The following is a 16,453-nucleotide window of genomic DNA, read 5'->3' as shown; positions in this document are numbered from 1 at the left end:
GGTGCCCCCGCCGCGGGCGGCCCCCCCCCGGGGGTTGCTTATGGTCGGGGGGGGGGGGGGGGTGTGTGGGGGGGGGGGGGGGGGCCCGCCCCCCCCCCCCCCCCCCCCCCCACGGCTCTCGCCGGATCAGCTGTAGGGGATCACCAACACGGACTTGTCGGTGCCCGTCTGCAGCTTGGAGGCGCCGTTGCCGATGGCGTTCCAAACCTCGAGACGTACGGTGCCGCCCTTGAGGGTGCCCAGTGTGCCGGTGGACGCCTTGAGACCGCGCGCCTGCGTGTACTCCTCCCACCCGGCGACCGGGTCGGTGGCGAAGTAGTTGTAGGTCTCGGTCCGGTCGAAGGTGCCGTCACCGGTGAGGTCGTAGCTGACGCGCGCCTGTTGGCCGAGACCGACCGTGGTGTCGGCGTCCACCTGGAGCCGGAACGTGGTTCCGACGCCCGGTGTGAGCGTGCCGTTGACTCCGCGGACCTCGTAGACGAGGGCCTGGTGCGGGGTGCCGTCGTGGTTGGCGCCGCCCGCGGAAGCGATCGTGTCGCTGCCCGAGCTGCCACCGGTGGCTGTGGTCAGTACGCCACCGCTGCGCAGTTGGAACGTGTTCCCGGTCGGCGGGTCGGGATCGGGGTCGGGATCGGGGTCCTGCGACCCCGACCCGGTGCCGGTCGCGGTGGAACGGGCCGGAACGGAAAGGGTTTTGCCGTCCGAGAAGGTGACGGTACGGGCCGACGATCCGTGGTTGTGGGCGACGTAGGTGCGGGTCGTCCCCTTGGTGAGGACGGCGGAGGTGGGGATGTCGCCGGTCACCGTTGCGTCCGGGGCGCCGAGCGTGTCGAGGGTGTTGATCCAGTGGTAGGTGTGTGCCTTGGACTCTCCCTGCTCCGGGGTGTATCCGGCGTTGCCCGCGTCCCACTTCGCCTTCGCCGTGGCAGGGTCGGCCAGGGACTGGAACTCCCAGAGGATGTCGCGCCATTCGACGGCCGGGCCTCCGTTCTCCCGTTCCATCTCGGCGATGTTGCGCCGGATGGCGGCCTTCTCACCGCCGAGGTGGAGTGATCCGCCGGTGACGGGAAGGACATTGATGCCGTGGATCTCCTCGGGGTTGGCGGTCCACCAGGTGGCGTAGGCGGCGCCGCTGCCCCAGACCATGCCTGCCGTGTCGTGCCCGAACGAGGAGGGGAAGACCTGCTCGTCGGCGTCGAACCAGTACTGGGCTATCGATTCCGACTCGGTGGTCAGCAAGTAGGTGCCGAGGTCACGCAGCGAGGTGTCGCCGGTGACGGAGCCCCACAGGACGAGGGCCGCGCTGAGGTTGGTGGACTCGGAGGAGGACTCCTGGTTGTTGCCGGCGGCGAAGCCCTGATGGCCGGATGCCCAGCTGTGGCCGGCGTAGACGTCGAAGCCGCGCAGGAAGGGGAAGGAGCTGTCGGTGCGGCTGGGGTTGGCGGTGTCCCGTACGAGGGTCTTGACCATGCCGCCCCATGCGGAGTCGGCGGCCCATGCCTGGTCGTACTGGGCGACGATCGCCGCCGCGTAGACGTAGTAGCTGTAGTGGAAGTGGTGGTCGTTGAGTTCGGTGTCGCTGCCGTAGGACGCGGGATAGCCGGTGAGGGTCTTCCAGTCCTTGTCGTAGCTGAACTCGTTCGCGCCGCCCGCCGTGAACCACTCCTGCAGCTTGCCCTTCATCAGACCGAGAAGCCTGTCGCGGATGCCGGTCTCACCGATCTGCTCGGCCACCGGCACGAGTTGGGCGAGGCGGCCGAGGGCCTTGCCGGTCCAGTACGTATCGGTGGCGCCGGAGAAGGGGTCGGCCGCATTCACGACATCGTTCAGGTATCCGCGTAGCCGGGCGGCGTCCACGCCGTCCGACTTCGGCAGTGCGGGCAGGACCGCCGCTGCCTTCTGGCTCGTGCTGAAAGAGGCCGACTCGCGGACCTTCATGGTGCCGCGCGGTGAGACGTACGTGTAGGAGGTGAGGGCGTCCGTGGTGTTCAGCCACTGGTGGCGGTAGAGCGCTTGGAGTGCGCCGCGCTCGGTGCCTTCCTTCGCCTCCGTGGTGAGGGCGTAGGTGGCCTTCACGGTGCCACCGGCGTAGCTCCAGGTCACCTTGGAGTCGGTGACGAAGCTGTAGGCGTACTTCTTGAACGTCGCGAGCGCGTCGGTGTTCGGCAGCACGGCGACGGAGAAGTAGTCCTTGGAGCCGAGACCGGCGGTGATGGTGGAGCCCGCGACGTTCCAGTCGCTGCCGGTCGGCGCGAAGAGGGCGTAGTGGTGCCCGCCGACGGTGATGCCGAGGACGTTGGTCTGGTCGGCGAAGACGGTGGGCGCACCGGCGGTGGTGATCTGGGCATTGCCGCCGGAGCCCCTCGCGTATACGAACGGGGAGCCGTGTCCGATGGTGGTGCGCAGGGTTCGGGCACCGTCGGACCACAGGGGAGTGACGGTCCAGTCGGACCAGTCGTCGGCCTTGGTGTCGGGGGAGTTGAGGCCGGTCAGCCCGATGGTGAGGTCGCGCTTGTGGGCGTACTCGTACTGTCGGCCGTCACCGACGATCGCGGGCGACGTCGGGTAGCCGACGTCGAGTCCGCCGGCCGTGGCCTGGTAGGTGAGGGGATGCCCGTACATGGGGGTCGACCAGGGGTTGTCGCCGTAGCGCTGGAAGGCGAGGGAGGACCACCAGTCGTTGGTGGGCACGGGCCGGTTCCGGGCGGCGGTGGTCAGCTTGGGTGTGACGGGTGTTCCTGTGTTGGTGGTAGGGCCCGACGTGCCGGCGGGCCGGGTGTCGGAGTAGCTGCCGGAGCCTACGGGAACGGTAGCCGCGGCCGCCGGTACGGCGGCCGGGACCAGGCCGACGACGGCGAGCGCTGAGGCCAGCAGCAGTATGACGGCCGGTCTGGTGCGTGGGGATGGCATGCGGCACCTCAAGTCTTCACAGAAGAGGAGTCTGAGAGCGCTCTCAGATGGCCGGAACGTAAAGCCTCTGTAATGCACGTGTCAATGCATTGAACGCGCCCGGGAGTTGACGGCGAACGAAGTCCGTTATGTCTTCGCCCCTTGATGATGAAGGTCGGTGAAGCGGGGCTCCCGGTGGGCGCGGACCAGCGCTACGGCTGGCAGTTCCCCTGCTGAGGCCGGTCCGGCCGAACGCCCTACGCCTGTCCCACGCCGAGAAGTGGGATCACCTACCCGCCGGCGCGGGCCACTAGCAGCGGCTGGAAGAAGCCAGTCTCGTCTGGCATCCGCCACCCGAGGCCGACAAACCCGGCCTCGGCTGCAAGGCCTGCCAGCCGGTCCCGGCCGAGTGCCCAGTAGGTGGTCCGGCGGACCTGGACGCACCAATGTCCGCCCGCCGGGAGGAGTTGGAAGTGCTCCAAGTCGTAGTGCTCGCCGTCGTCGTGCCAGTGCCAGAGCTGAAAGGTGACGGTACGTTCTCCGCCCTCGGTGTCGGCGACCTGGTGGACTTGCGGAGGCGTCGAAGCCGGGCGGTCGCGCACCAGATCGTCATAGGGGCGTGTGCTGACCAGCAGCAGGCCGGCGGGACGCAGCACGCGGCGCATCTCGGCGAGGGCGGCGTGCACATCCTGCTCCGTCAGCAAGTGAGGCAACGAATTGTCGGCGCAGACGACGGCGTCGAACTGGCCATCTGGAAACGGGAGGCGTCGCATGTCGGCGACGGCCGTGCGCAGGCTCAGGCCCCGGCGGGCGGCCTCACGGGCAGCGCGGGCGGCGGCGCGGGGGCTGAGGTCGCTCCCGATGACGCGGTGCCCGCGCAACGCCAGACCGATCGCCTGCGTGCCGATTCCGCAGGCACAGTCGAGCACCGCAGCACGTTCAAGGCCGATCAGGGCATCCAGGGCGTCCCCCTGCCGACGGAGGCTCGCGTCCCAATCTGCGTAGATCAGGTGGTAGTCGTCGGCCAGCTCGTCGTAGAAATGCGCCACCGGTGGCTCGGGCATGACCTCAAATTACCTTGTCTGCTTGCCCCGAGGCCCTGGTCGCCCCATGAACTGTGCGTGCGGGCCCCCTCGAACTAACAACAGTGCAGGCATTTCACGGGAACTGGCTCAACTGCCGTGCTACGGACCCGCTGAGTAAGGGGTTCAGAAAGGAGATGGTGCATTCCCGGTGGTCAAAGCAAGCGGTCAGTCCACTGCTGTCGGCTGCTTGTTCAAGAACTGCTTCGCCGCCTCGACCGCTTCTCTGTTGAGTTCCTCGAAGGAGCCGCCCCAACTCTGCTCCCAGCCGGCCAGATTGTGCGCGCAGTGCACGAGAGGTTGCAGCTCTTCGGGGTAGCCAAGGTCATAGGCGACGTCTGCCCAGATGAGGTGGGTGCCTACGGCGGGATTCAGAGAACCGTCAGCGATCTGACCAGCAATCCAGTAGGCCATCGCCCACTTTGCGGCCCGGGGGTCCGCCGGCGCCTGGAAGAGCAGTCCCAGTTCCTCCAGCACCTGGTCGAAGAGCGCCGACGCTTCGGGCTCTTCGCTCCGGAGGAGGCCGGCCAACATGGCGAGGGACGGGCTCTCAACCTCAGCCATCAGCGCGTCCAGCCCAGCCTGGATGAGCCGGTCAGACCCGACGTGCCTACCGAATGCCCTCTCACGGGCGAGGTGTCTGAGCTGGTCGAGGGCGTCGTCGCGGGTCATCAGAGTCTTCTCGATCGGCATCTGGGAGACGAAGGCTGGCACATATGCCGACGTTGCCGCCATCAAGTTTCCCTCGTCAGTGATCAGGACATGAGGCGGACGCGCTTCCGCAGGAGAGCAGAGCCCTCTCGCGAGGTGGCCGTTTCGCTAGATAAAGGGAATGCGGGCCGTGGTGCGCCCCCCCGGGAATGTTGATGGGGCCAGTGCCTCTGGGACAAGACGGTCGAGCGTAAGGTCCAGTCGGGGGTGAATCTGTGACTGACCGCAGCTGGGACGACGAGAGCGGACACCGCGACGCAGTTAAGCGGGCCGAACGAGCAACGCGGTTCGGCTGGGCAGCGATCGCCGGCACGGCAGGGCTGCTCGGCTGCGCACTGATCGCCATGGCTGTTGTCTGTGTAGTCGCACTCGCGGCTTGCCTATACGTCGTGGCGACCATGAACTCCTAGCACTTGGCGGGCCCCCATGCGCGGAGTCAGATGGCCAGGGTTACCGCGCTTACGGTGCGAAGGAAGACGTAACCGCCCTTGTCAGCATGCGTGGCCCCTGACCGGTCATGGCGAACCTTGAGCCCCCGGCCGGTCCTGCCCACGAAGCGGCCGCGTGCGCCCAACTCGTCCAGACCGTGGCCGAGGGAGACAACGTCGCCCTCGAAGCCCCGCTGAGGACTGGGATGAGGGGCTGCACCGCCGTTGCCCGAGTCCCCGAGACCCGTGCCGAGGGCTGTGTGGCCGCCCTCGATGCAGGGGGCGTAGGCAAGGCTGTGGGGACCGAAATCGAGCGGTTGATTCGGCGAAAGCCGGATTTCCAAATCGAGCACGGAGAAGAACCCGAGAAGCGTCGAAAAAATGCCATGTCGGCCGGCCAGGCAGATCCCGCCGAGTGCAACCGCGAAAACCACGTCACCCCATGAGCTGGAGTGCATTTCCGTCGCGGTCGATTCGGTCTCCGAGCTCTTGCCCCGGCGCCCAGATCCCGGGCAATCCGCCGTGCCGTACGGGCCGTGATCTGCCCCTGGGCACGGCGGATGCGAGAGGGGGTTACTCGGTGATCTTCAGGAGCTTGTTGGGTGTGCCCGCACCTGGGCTGGTGATCTTGTCGGGGGTGGCGCCGCCTGTCAGGGCGGTGGCGACGTCCGCCGGAGCGGCGTCTTTGTGTCCGGCGAGGTAGACCGCGGCCGCGCCGACCACGTGGGGGGTGGCCATCGAGGTGCCGGAGATGGTCTTGGTGCCCTCGTCGCTGTCGTTCCACGCGGAGGTGATGTCCGAGCCCGGCGCGTAGATGTCCACGACCGAACCGAAGTTGGAGAAGTCGGACTGGGCGTCGTCCTTGGTCGACGAGGCGACGGTGAGAGCCTCCTGAACACGGGCCGGGGAGCCCTGGCCGGCGTCGGCGGAGTCGTTGCCCGCGGCGACGGCGAAGGTGACGCCCGCGGCGATCGCCTTGCGAACGGCTTCATCGAGGGCCTCGTCGGCGGAGCCGCCCAAGCTCATGTTGGCAACGGAGGGCCCCTGGTGGTTCTGGGTGACCCAGTCGATGCCCGCGACGACCTGCTCCGTGGTGCCCGATCCGTTGTCGTCCAGGACCCGCACGGCGACGATCTTCGCCTTCTTTGCCACGCCGTGCGCGGCACCGGCTATGGTGCCGGCCACGTGCGTGCCGTGCCCGTTGCCGTCGTCCGCACTGTTGTCGTTGTCAATCGCGTCGAAGCCATGCGTGGCGCGACCCTCGAAGTCCTTGTGCGAGATGCGGACGCCGGTGTCGATCACGTAGGCGGTGACGCCCTCCCCGGCGGCGTCCGGATAGGTGTACTTGCTGTCACCGGCGGTGTCGGCCTGATCGACGCGGTCCAGGCCCCACGACGGCGGGTTCTGCTGCTCCGCGTTGATCGTGAACTTCTTGTTCTGCACCACCTTGGCGACGGCCGGGTCGGCGGCCAGGCGCTTGGCCTCGGTCTGCGAGAGACCGCTGGCCGAGAAGCCGTTGATTACGGAGCGGTAGGTGCGCTGCAGCGTGCCGCCGTACTCCTTGGCCAACTCCTGCTTGTTGGCCTTCTGGTCGAGCATGACGATGAAGCTGCCTGCGACGGCTCCGTCGGCGTTCGCTCCGTAGATCTTGCCCTCTGCCGGCGCCGCGGCGCCGGCAGAGAACGGGTTCAGCAGCGTGACGCCTGCCGCGGTGGCCGCGACGGCGATGGCGGTGAGCCGGATCCGGTTCGAGCGCTTGTGAGTTGCCATGAAGAGAGGTCTCCTCGCCGGTTTTTGTGGGGGGTTGAGCCTTCAACCGCAATATCTCCGGTGATCTGCGGCGAAAGCCGTGACTCATTGATGTGCTCATGCAGTGGATTCCATGCACCCGCGAACCGATCAGCTGCGGGTCAACGCAGGAACCGGACAGAACCAGCCCCGCCGTGACACGCCCCCACTCCTCCGCATGCATGGGGCTTCAGTCGAGAAACCGTGAACCTTCCCTTCGCCCCCGTGTCGATCCGGATGGGCAGGGCAAACGAGCGCGCTGCGCGCTCGCCAAGCGTGAAAGCCCTGCAAAAACGTCGGTGCTGTGACGGGTACTCAGCAGGAAGGGGCGCTACTCGCAGTGTCGAATCGGCTTGAATGATCTGGGTGTTGGGCTTCCGCTTCGCTCAACTCACCCTGATTCGTGTTCTTGCGTAGGGTGTGTCCCTCGATGGGAGGGTGCGGGGCCTGAATCGGGCCCGTGTTGCCGCCTCGTGGGAGGCGTGTCTGCGGACAGTGCCGCGCGGAGGCGGTGCGAGCGTTCGACATGGCGGATCGAGCCGGCGACAGGACCTGCCCTCCATGTCCCACCGTAGAGCGCCGCTGCTTGTGTCCGATCGCTTGATCGTTCGTTGGGTAGATCGTGGATGCTCCCAGTGGTGTCGCGGGGCCCGGTGCGGCTGCGCTGGCCGGTGACCGATTCCGGCCTGAGTTGGATGACCGGAGCGGTGTCCTCAGGCAGGGCCGTTGGACACACCTGTCGGCGTCGTGGAACGGACGGGCGGCGATAGTCGCCGTCGCAGCGGCTACCGTGATCATCTCGCTGGTGTCCGGCGTGGTGCGTGCCCTCGCGTAACTGCGCATCTAAGGATGGAACGCCAAGCCTTCTGCACCCCGCCAGACCGCCAGGCACGCAGGATGGCCTGGGAACGGCGCCCTACCTGCCGGAACCGGAGACCTCCAGAGTGCGGAGCCGCCCCTGGGAGATGGCGGAACTCCCAAACGGGTGACCCTTACTGGTGTCCCGGCCGGGCGGACGACCGCCCATGGACACCCACCCCGCCACACCTTTGATGGACGCCCACCCCGTGCCGGCACCGATTCGCGAGCTCATCACCGGCACCGTCGCTGCGGTCGCGCAGGTGACGATGCCGCCATCCCCGGCCCGGTCCACATCACCGCCCTGCTCCTGATGCGGTACCGGCTAGAGCTGTGCCAGGACCCGGCTGATGAGGCGGCACCCTCAGCCCGTCCTGAGACGACCGGGTAGGCACCGGTACCCGGACAGAGGAGCACACCGCACACTCCCAGTGCCCTCGGCTCCCGACGAACCTGGATGGCCGGCGTGCTCACCGACGACGAGTTCGAGGACCTCTTCACCGACGACCTCGTCGTGCAACGGCCGGGCCGCGCGCCGCGCCTGGGCAGTGCTCCAGGGCTGCCTTGGGCACGGCATCCCACACCCGCACCCGCCCGTCCGCGTCGGCTGCGGCGAACCAAGTCGGTCACACAGTACCTAGCGGACCACCTCATCAGGCCCGGTGGAGGGATGGCCCCCAGCGCCCCGGGCAGGCCCTTTAATGCCTGAGAATCACCCTCCTGGCCGTGGCCGCGGGGCCTGCGTGGGGCTGAGCATAGGGACATGAACAATGACAATGCCGCGCCAGATGCCGTGAAGGCGAAACACCGTGCGATGTGGGCGATGGGCGACTATCCCGCCGTGGTGTCGGATGTCATTCATGAGCTGGGTGACGAGCTGGTGCGGGGGATCGGCGTTCGGCCCGGTGACCGCGTCCTCGATGTCGCGGCCGGCTCCGGGAACGCGTCCATCCCCGCCGCACTCCTTGGCGCCGACGTCGTTGCCTCCGACCTCACGCCCGAGCTCCTGGAAGTCGGGCGCAGCATCGCCGAGGCTCGCGGTGCCCGGTTGGACTGGCGGGTGGCGGACGCGGAAGCTCTGCCCTTCGCGGACGGAGAGTTCGACAGGGTGATGTCCTGCGTCGGTGTCATGTTCGCTCCGCACCACCAGCGAACGGCCCACGAACTGGTCCGGGTCTGTCGGCCGGGCGGCACGATCGGCCTGATCAACTGGACCCCGGAGGGGTTCATCGGGCAGATGTTCGCAGCGATGCGCCCATACGCTCCTCCGCCTCCGCCGGGCGCCCAGCCGCCGCCCCTGTGGGGCGACCCGGAGCACGTGCACTCCCTCCTGGGGGATCGCGTGACGGACGTTGACGCCCGTCGGCAGCCGCTGCGCGTCGACCGGTTCGTACGGCCTGAAGAGTTCCGGGAGTTCTTCAAGACCTGCTACGGGCCGACCATCGCCACGTACCGCTTCATCGCGGAGGAACCCGATCGGGTGGCCGCCCTTGACGCGGCCCTCGACGACCTGGCTGCGCAACACCTGACCGATGGCACGATGAACTGGGAGTATCTCCTGGTCACGGCCCGTCGGTCTGCTGCCTAGGCGGGCTGCCGCGCCCTCTTCGGGCCAGTGACCGTCGCGTCATTCCTGCGGTGGACGTGCGTGCCCGTCATCTTCACATCCGGCCGGACGAGTCCGGAAGGGGCGCAATCACGTCACACCGTGCCGGTGTCCGCCTCCCGCGTGGGCGCGTGGCCAAGGGGAATCCCGCGCCCGCCGTGTTCATGAGGCGTGACCACAAAGCTGCTTCTCGGCGAGCGTGAGGTGTGTCAGGGGCAGAGGTACGGAGCGATTCCCGGCACAGCACATGGCGCGGATGCGCGGATGCTCGAGCATGTCGCCCTTCTCCGGGAGACGTGAAATCGCCGATGGCGGGCATTCGGGTATTCCCTGAAGAGGAGGATGCCATGAGCATGACCGACCAGACGCTGTCCGACGCCCCGCAGTCCCGCTGCCCCTGTTGCCGCGAAGCGGGAGACCACAGAGCCCTGGAACCGCAGGAGTCGGAAGCGGAACGTCTGAATCGCAGGTGGAACGAGATCCTGCAGGAGACGAGGGTTGCCCAGACCGGCGTGCAGATTCTCTTCGGTTTCCTGCTGAGCGTGGCGTTCACTCCGCACTTCCACAAGTTGGAAACGTTCGATCACGTGGTTTATGTGATCACCGTGATACTCGGAGCCTCCGCTACTGGGGCGCTGATTGCGCCGGTGTCCATACACCGGCTGCTGTCCGGGCAACGCATGAAGGACCACATCGTCAGCGTTGCGGGCAGACTGATGGTGTTCGGAATGGTGCTGCTCGCGTTGACGATCAGCGGCACGCTTCTGCTTCTCCTCCACGTCGTCGTGCCGAGCCTTCTCGCCGAATTGCTCGTCGGCGGGGTCATGTTGTGGTTCGCCTTGTGCTGGTACGGATTGCCTGTCTGGCTTCGCCGGCGCTCCGCCCGCGACGACCAGGCATGAAAGCACGGCGAATTCGGTAGTTCCGCCCGTGAAGTACCCGGGTACCCGGCATGGACAGCTGCTCGTCAGTGGCATCGGTGCCTAGGTTCCCCTGCCGTCGTGCGCGCCGCGCGCCCTGAGGGCAACCGACAGACACGTCTCACGTTCAGGAGTCGCATGATGATGATCGTCGGAATAGTGGCGCTGTGCGTCGTACTCGCGCTTCTCGCTTTCCTCGTACCGCGCCTGTCTCACCATCCGCAACGCGGCACTCAGCGCTCACTCGGCGTCGGAGCACGGGCCGGTGGGAAGGCCCCCGGCTTCCTGGGGCGCGTTCTCAGTAAGCCCTTCCGCAGCAGTTCCAAGGCTGTCGGTCGCAGCGGTTCGGCCGGTCGACGAGCGCGTGGCCGCATGCCGTTCTGACCGTCGCAGGTCTCCTCGTGAGCGTCAGAGGCTCCATGCTCCCCGACGTTCGGGGCTGCCGCAAACGCGTGTTGGTGGCCTCCGCTGGGCGGGTTGCGGGCCCGTTCTCACGCCCGGGACTATGAGCGGCTCATTCAGCAGGCGGACGCTGATCACCTGGAGGGCAAGCACGCTCGTACCCAGGCGCATCACCTGCTGGGCCCCCGGAGCGGACAGCACGCCTTCTGCGAGGCCCAACGGGACTGATCCTTCTCGAGTTCACGGTCGGCAGCGCCGCCCGTACCAGACTGCGGTCAACACCCACGGACGCAGACCTACCCGGTCTTCTGACTGGCAACGGTTTGCAGAGTGCATCCGAGCCAGCCACCCAGGCGGAATTCTCGTAGTCCGGGCCCTTGAAGCCCTGTGCACTCAATGAGCATTTTCAGCGTGACCAGCTATCAGGTGACAGCTCCGGCGCCTCTGGCGTCAAGCACTTGCCGGGGAGGCAGTCAGTTGAAAGCGTCGGTCATGCAGTCCACCCGGCAGTCGGCAGCCTCATAGCGCTGGCGGAGGGCGGCAGCTGCTTCTTCGCGCTCCACAAAGGGGTACCCGTAGTGCTGGCGCGCCACCCTGGTCACGTCTTCGACCGTGACGATGGCCGGTTCGCCGTGTGCGGCCCGTCGACGCGCTCCGGCGATTGCCGTGTCCGCAGAGCGCAGCAGGTTTCTGGAACGATCCCGGATCACGGCTGCCTGGGCGCGTTTCGCCGAGAGGGGACGCAGGACATGTCCTCTCCAGACGTAGCCGGCGGCGACAAGGATGAGACCGAGCGCTACGAACAGGAGTCCGCCTGGGGCGTGAGGTCGCATCTATCCAGTCTTCACCACTCGCGTGGTGATCGTCATGCCCGCGTCGGCGGCCGATTGTCGGAGCGACTTGATGTCAGTGAGCCCTTGCGCAACGCACGAGGCTCCCGTGCCGTTGAGGGAGGTGTTCGAAGTCTCAACCCAAAGGCACAGGAGCCGCGTTGGTTCCGTATTCTGCCGCACTCGATCTGCCCCATGCCCTGATCGAGTGAGTCTCAATGATGGTGTCAAGCCGATTGGGTGGCTGGTGGGGTGAGCGTGAAGTGCCTCTTGTCACGGAGCATGGCCCAGAGGACGTCGACTCGGCGGCGTGCTAGGGCGAGCAGTGCCTGGGTGTGGATCAGTCCTTCGGCGCGTTTTTTGAGGTAATAGTCGCGGGATGGGCCGGGGCGCATCATGGCGGTTTGGGCGGCCATGTAGAAGACGTGCCGCAGACGGCGGTGGTAGTGCTTGGGCCGGTGGTGGTTGCCGGTCCGGCGGCCGGAGTCGCGCGGCACCGGGGCCAGTCCCGCGTGAGCGGCCAGCCGGCCAGCGTCTGCGTAGCTGGACAGGTCTCCGACGATGGCGAGAAGCTCGGCCCCGAGGACGGGCCCCATGCCCGGCAGGGATTCGATGACTTCGGCGCGCTCGTCGAGGCGGAACGCCTTGCGGATCTCCCGGTCGGTGTCTTTGATCAGTTCGTCGAGCATGAGGAGCTGGTGGGCGAGGTCGCTCACGAGTTTGGCGGCTCGCTTTTCGCCCGGCAGAGCTGTCACCTGGGATTGGGCAGCTTCGAGCGCACGGACAGCGACCTCGTCTGCACCACGGACCGCACGTCGTGCCAGCCAGTCCGCGAGCTGCCTGACGCCGGCTCGTTGCAGGGCGGCCGGGGTCTGGTACTCAGTCAGCATGACGACCGGTCCCTTGGCCGCTGAGTAGTCGAAGGCCCGCTCCAGAGCGGGGCAGATGCCGACCAGGGCATCGCGCAGGCGGTTGATCAGTCGCACCCGGTCGGCGATCAGATCGGCTCGATGCGCGGTGAGTAACTGGAGATCAGCCACGGTCTCGTTCGGCAGGCTCAGGAGTGCGAAGTCCCGGCGCATGCGCGCGGTGTCGGCGATGACCAGGGCGTCCTTGGCGTCAGTCTTCCCTTCGCCGCGGTAGGCGCCAGACATGCGGTTGACCGTACGACCAGGCACGTACACCACGCTCTGGCCGTTGGCGATCAACAACGCGAGCAGCAACGTCGAGGCCCGACCGCAGATGTCGACCGCCCAACGAACCTCGTCAGCCATCTCGCACGCTGCGACGATCAGGTCCAGGATCTCGTCTTCGCCATTGACGACCTTCCTTGAAAGCACCTTCTCTCCGGTGGCGTTGACTCCGACAGCCCAGTGATGCGCCTTGCCGGCGTCGATGCCGACCCATACTTGCTCATGACGTTCCGTCACCACCATCGCTCCGTTCCCCAGCAAGCAGCACCTTCAGGGTCCGGGAACACTCCGCCGCCAAGCCCTTAACCAGCGATGACCGCACTTCTCAATCAGCAGCCGGAGCGTCCCGGAGAACCGGGCAGCCACTCACTCGGAGCCATCAACGGCAGGTCACCATCAGCTACACCCAGTCCTCCCGGACCATCACCATTCTTAAGGGGTCACCATGCTCATCGTCACCCGCGAGGGTGACCGCCGCTGCAAGCTCCCACCGCACCAGCGTGCCCTGGTCGGCCTGGTGTACCTGCGCCCGCACGACACCCTCGCCCAGCTCGCTGCCGGGTTCGGCATCTCCGTCGGCCCCGCCCACGCCTACACAACAGCCGTCGTCGACCTGCTCGCCGACCGGGCTCCCGGCCTGCTGCGTTCTTTGCGCGAGACGGACCCGGACTACGTCCTGCTCGACGGCACCCTTGCCGAGTGCGACCGGGTCGGCGACAGCCGGGCCGACTACTCCCACAAACACCGCCGACACGGGGTGAACGTGCAGGTGGTGACCGACCCCGCCGGGCGGCTGCTGTGGATCTCGCCGACGATGCCCGGCCGCGCGCACGATCTCACTGCGGCCCGCGCCCACCGGATCATCCGGATCTGTGAACGCCAGGGCGTCCCGATCCTCGCCGACCACGCCTACATGGGAGCCGGCCCATGGGTGACAACACCCCTCAGACGCCCGCCGGGCCGTGACCTCACCCCGACCCAGCAGACCATCAGCCGAGCGCTGGCCAGGGCACGGGCACCGGTCGAACGCGGCGTCGCACGACTGAAGTCCTGGCGGAACTTCCGCAAGTCCCGGTGCAGTCCGAATCGAATGTCGTCAATCTCCGCGGCCGTGCTCACTATGGAGCGGCAACCCTGAAAGACCTCAATGACCGTCGTCAGTGGTGATGACCGTCAGGTCACTCAGCGAGCAGCACGCCGAAAACCCAGAAGAAGAGCAGCGGCACGCTGGTCACCACTGATGACGAAACGCCCGCGAGCCCTGCGCCGGCGCGCAACCAGGGCCACAATGAACCCCGCAACCGGCGCTGCCACCGCACTGATCACCGCAGTCAGCCCGAACACGAGACCGAACTGGTCCCGCACCCCCGGAAACCCCAGCCAATGGGCGATCGGGGGAGTCACCAGGATGAGAGGCGCGGTCACCCACCACCATGACAACACTGTGATCACCCGATCCACCGGAGAAGACGCGTGGCCACCCGGAGGCGCATCACCGGAACATCGGTCTGGAGCGGCGCTGGCAGGTGGCATGCTCAAATCATAGGTAGCCCCGGAGCAGGGCAGCACGCAGCAGGCAGCGAGCACGAGATCTGGAACATGCCTCAGATGGCCGGCTCCGTACGCAGGTGGACCCGAACCCGCATCGGCTCGGGGCTCACCTCGCGTGGCCGCTGGTCAACCGGTGGTGGCCCTGCTGCTCGCACCAAGGCGGACGAGGAGACCGTGTCTGGACAGTTGCGTTCGTGGTTCGGGTCCGTGCCTGTCGGCACATGCCTCCAGGCCCTCTGGTCCGGTCCTCAGTCAACTACCGTGTCGCCTGAGCGAGTTGGGAGGGTGGTGTGGCACTCGACGTCCTGCTCTGTTGCTCCGCTGGCGCCGAGCAATCGCCGGAGCCCTGGCTGCCGGACCAGCGATGACCCGAGCTCCGGTGTCAGTGCGCTGACGTATCCTTCCGGCTGCTGTACACCGACTGGGAGGATTAAGAGAGTTGACTGGCCTGCCTGCTTTCCCGCTGCCTTTTCATGCTTCCCGTTCCATAGCGTTCGCGACACCGCGAACGCTGCGGGAACTTCAGATGATGCAGTGCAGCGCCCATATTCGGGCGAAGCCGGGGTGGTTCGACAAGATGAACGACGCCGACATCGTCGCCAGGTGGACGAAAGAAGCGGTCGCCCAGGGTCTTACCGAAGCCCAGGTTCGTTACGTGCTTGCCGAACTCGCGTATTACGCCGCGATGCGGGACGGACGAACGGGTGTCGAGGTCTCCGCCGTCGACGGGGTGTGGCAGTCGGACGCACTGATCGACAACGAGCTCAGATCCCGGCTGCGCGAGGCGGTTCGGGTTCTGGAACAGGTCCCCGAAGCGGAACAGGATTGGCATCCCGGATCCGATGGCCAGGTGCTGGATCTGGTTCATCCTTCGCTTTTCTGCCTGGTGCGCGAGGTGAGCGGCGCGCCCGAGCGGGCTTGGCAGAACCCGACGGACCGCTATTCGCGGTACGAATTCTCGGAGAAATTCCAGTGGTTGCCCACTGACGTCGATGTCAGTGATGACGGCGATGTCGTCTTCCGTTCGTACGTCAACAATGTCCACCCCGAAGCGCATCGTGAACTGGCAGCCGTCCTACCGGACGTGTTCGCGCGCGTGCGCCCGCTGCTGGAGAACGTGCTCACCGATCTGCGCCATCCGCGGCCCCTGCGGGTCGAGGCCGATCCATACGGATGGTACGACTCGAAGCCGGAGTACCCGGACAAGTCTGCCTACGGTGATGATGGGGCTTACCAAGAAGCCGTCCATGCTTGGGGAGACGCGCAGGACGACTGGTGGGAAAACCGCCGCCCGGTCATCCCGGACGCACCGGCTTTCACCCCGCCCGAGTTGCCCGGGGAATCCGCCCGGGTGGTCCTGCGCGGCCGCCGTCTTCAGGTCATTGTCAAGCTGGCCACCATTCATCTCACCCCGGACAAGCCCGAGTATCCCGGCGGTTCCTGGCATGTCGAGGGGATGTTGAACGAACGGATTGTCTCGACCGGCATCTACTACTGGGACAGCGAGAACATCACCGAAAGCCAGCTGAGTTTCAGGGCGGCACTCGATGACCCGGCCTACGAGCAGAACGACGACAACGGTCTGCGTGAGGTCTACGGCCTGGAGGACGAAGACGCACTGAACCAGATGCTGGGATCGGCCTCGACCCCAGCGGGTCGCTGCCTGGCGTTCCCGAACATCCTGCAACACCGCGTCGGCTCATTCCGCCTCGCGGACCCGACTGGCCCGGGACATCGCAAAATTCTCGCGTTCTTCCTGGTCGACCCATCGGAAAAGATCGTCTCGACGTCCGATGTGCCACCGCAACAGCCATGGTCGCCCACCTCGACCATGACGCTTGAGCAGGCTAAGGGCTACCGCGAACAACTCATGCAGGAACGCAAGTTCTTCGTCGACGAGCACAACGAGCAGCTCTACGAACGAGAGTTCTCCCTCTGCGAGCACTGAGGAGCTCCGCGGCCGGCTGCGGTCCCTTATCCGCACCGCCCGGAGCTGGGCATCGGGGGCCGCACCGTCCGTGCCGTCGGTGGCGTGGGGCGACTGTCGGCGGCATCGAGCACGACCCTTCGCCGAGACGCCGTTGCAGCAGGTCGCTGTCGACGACGAGCCGGTGGGTGGAAGCGTCTCCATTCTGCTGTCGTGGAGGACGAGGTTGTCGGCCGCGTCGCAGCGGCCGACCAGTTCGGTGGCTGAA

At 66.8% G+C, this 16,453-nt stretch carries 12 protein-coding genes; 5 read left to right on the top strand and 7 right to left on the bottom strand.

The genetic code is table 11. The features are described 5' to 3' along the window. Window positions 1-126 precede the first annotated feature (126 nt). From ACWGDB_RS07310 to ACWGDB_RS07290, 5 genes are all read right to left on the bottom strand, one after another. Complete coding sequence (locus ACWGDB_RS07310) at window positions 127-2,910, bottom strand: glycosyl hydrolase (RefSeq protein WP_453821514.1); 2,784 nt, start codon at window positions 2,908-2,910, stop codon at window positions 127-129. Window positions 2,911-3,179: 269 nt separating this feature from the next. Further along, window positions 3,180-3,953 carry a class I SAM-dependent methyltransferase gene (locus ACWGDB_RS07305; protein ID WP_453821513.1) on the bottom strand — a complete coding sequence of 258 codons (774 nt, stop codon included), beginning with the start codon at window positions 3,951-3,953 and terminating at the stop codon, window positions 3,180-3,182. Between the two features lie 186 nt (window positions 3,954-4,139). Next, a complete protein-coding gene (locus ACWGDB_RS07300; protein WP_453821512.1) occupies window positions 4,140-4,706 on the bottom strand; it encodes a hypothetical protein in 567 nt (188 codons plus the stop codon). A 412-nt stretch (window positions 4,707-5,118) separates the two neighbouring features. Next, window positions 5,119-5,544, bottom strand: a complete 426-nt coding sequence (locus ACWGDB_RS07295; RefSeq protein WP_453821511.1) for a hypothetical protein — start codon at window positions 5,542-5,544, stop codon at window positions 5,119-5,121. Between the two features lie 139 nt (window positions 5,545-5,683). After that, window positions 5,684-6,880, bottom strand: a complete 1,197-nt coding sequence (locus ACWGDB_RS07290) for a S8 family serine peptidase (protein ID WP_453821510.1) — start codon at window positions 6,878-6,880, stop codon at window positions 5,684-5,686. 1,639 nt (window positions 6,881-8,519) lie between these two features. Between ACWGDB_RS07290 and ACWGDB_RS07285 the strand changes: the two genes are divergently transcribed. The 3 genes from ACWGDB_RS07285 to ACWGDB_RS07275 all read left to right on the top strand — a co-directional run bounded on the left by ACWGDB_RS07285 (window position 8,520) and on the right by ACWGDB_RS07275 (window position 10,666). After that, window positions 8,520-9,344, top strand: coding sequence for a class I SAM-dependent methyltransferase (locus ACWGDB_RS07285; RefSeq protein ID WP_453821509.1), 825 nt, complete (start codon window positions 8,520-8,522; stop codon window positions 9,342-9,344). Between the two features lie 365 nt (window positions 9,345-9,709). Further along, window positions 9,710-10,264, top strand: a complete 555-nt coding sequence (locus ACWGDB_RS07280; protein WP_453821508.1) for a DUF6328 family protein — start codon at window positions 9,710-9,712, stop codon at window positions 10,262-10,264. Between the two features lie 159 nt (window positions 10,265-10,423). Continuing rightward, window positions 10,424-10,666 (top strand): DUF6411 family protein, encoded by a 243-nt coding sequence (locus ACWGDB_RS07275; protein ID WP_406257080.1) that lies wholly within the window; start codon window positions 10,424-10,426, stop codon window positions 10,664-10,666. A gap of 491 nt (window positions 10,667-11,157) precedes the next feature. Here the strand turns inward: ACWGDB_RS07275 and ACWGDB_RS07270 are convergent, their stop codons facing one another. Then, window positions 11,158-11,517: a hypothetical protein gene (locus ACWGDB_RS07270; protein WP_453821507.1), complete on the bottom strand. Its 360-nt coding sequence runs from the start codon at window positions 11,515-11,517 to the stop codon at window positions 11,158-11,160. Window positions 11,518-11,741: 224 nt separating this feature from the next. After that, window positions 11,742-12,950: an IS110 family transposase gene (locus tag ACWGDB_RS07265; protein WP_453821506.1), complete on the bottom strand. Its 1,209-nt coding sequence runs from the start codon at window positions 12,948-12,950 to the stop codon at window positions 11,742-11,744. A gap of 202 nt (window positions 12,951-13,152) precedes the next feature. On the opposite strand from ACWGDB_RS07265, the gene ACWGDB_RS07260 reads away from it, so the two are divergent. After that, a complete protein-coding gene (locus ACWGDB_RS07260) occupies window positions 13,153-13,845 on the top strand; it encodes a transposase family protein (protein WP_453821505.1) in 693 nt (230 codons plus the stop codon). Window positions 13,846-14,697: 852 nt separating this feature from the next. After that, a complete protein-coding gene (locus ACWGDB_RS07255; RefSeq protein ID WP_453821504.1) occupies window positions 14,698-16,206 on the top strand; it encodes a DUF4246 domain-containing protein in 1,509 nt (502 codons plus the stop codon). The last annotated feature ends 247 nt before the right edge of the window (window positions 16,207-16,453 follow it).

It is taken from the genome of Streptomyces sp. NPDC055013 (assembly GCF_053608645.1).
Note: the sequence above shows the minus strand (reverse complement) of the source record. Positions and strands in the feature narration are given on the sequence as shown.

Bases quoted from the DNA above. Each gene is read 5' to 3' on its own strand.
- ACWGDB_RS07310 (WP_453821514.1), bottom strand. From the start codon at position 2,910: ATGCCATCCCCACGCACCAGACCGGCCGTCATACTGCTGCTGGCCTCA.
- ACWGDB_RS07305 (WP_453821513.1), bottom strand. From the start codon at position 3,953: ATGCCCGAGCCACCGGTGGCGCATTTCTACGACGAGCTGGCCGACGAC.
- ACWGDB_RS07300 (WP_453821512.1), bottom strand. From the start codon at position 4,706: ATGGCGGCAACGTCGGCATATGTGCCAGCCTTCGTCTCCCAGATGCCG.
- ACWGDB_RS07290 (WP_453821510.1), bottom strand. From the start codon at position 6,880: ATGGCAACTCACAAGCGCTCGAACCGGATCCGGCTCACCGCCATCGCC.
- ACWGDB_RS07285 (WP_453821509.1), top strand. From the start codon at position 8,520: ATGAACAATGACAATGCCGCGCCAGATGCCGTGAAGGCGAAACACCGT.
- ACWGDB_RS07280 (WP_453821508.1), top strand. From the start codon at position 9,710: ATGAGCATGACCGACCAGACGCTGTCCGACGCCCCGCAGTCCCGCTGC.
- ACWGDB_RS07275 (WP_406257080.1), top strand. From the start codon at position 10,424: ATGATGATCGTCGGAATAGTGGCGCTGTGCGTCGTACTCGCGCTTCTC.
- ACWGDB_RS07270 (WP_453821507.1), bottom strand. From the start codon at position 11,517: ATGCGACCTCACGCCCCAGGCGGACTCCTGTTCGTAGCGCTCGGTCTC.
- ACWGDB_RS07265 (WP_453821506.1), bottom strand. From the start codon at position 12,950: ATGGTGGTGACGGAACGTCATGAGCAAGTATGGGTCGGCATCGACGCC.
- ACWGDB_RS07260 (WP_453821505.1), top strand. From the start codon at position 13,153: ATGCTCATCGTCACCCGCGAGGGTGACCGCCGCTGCAAGCTCCCACCG.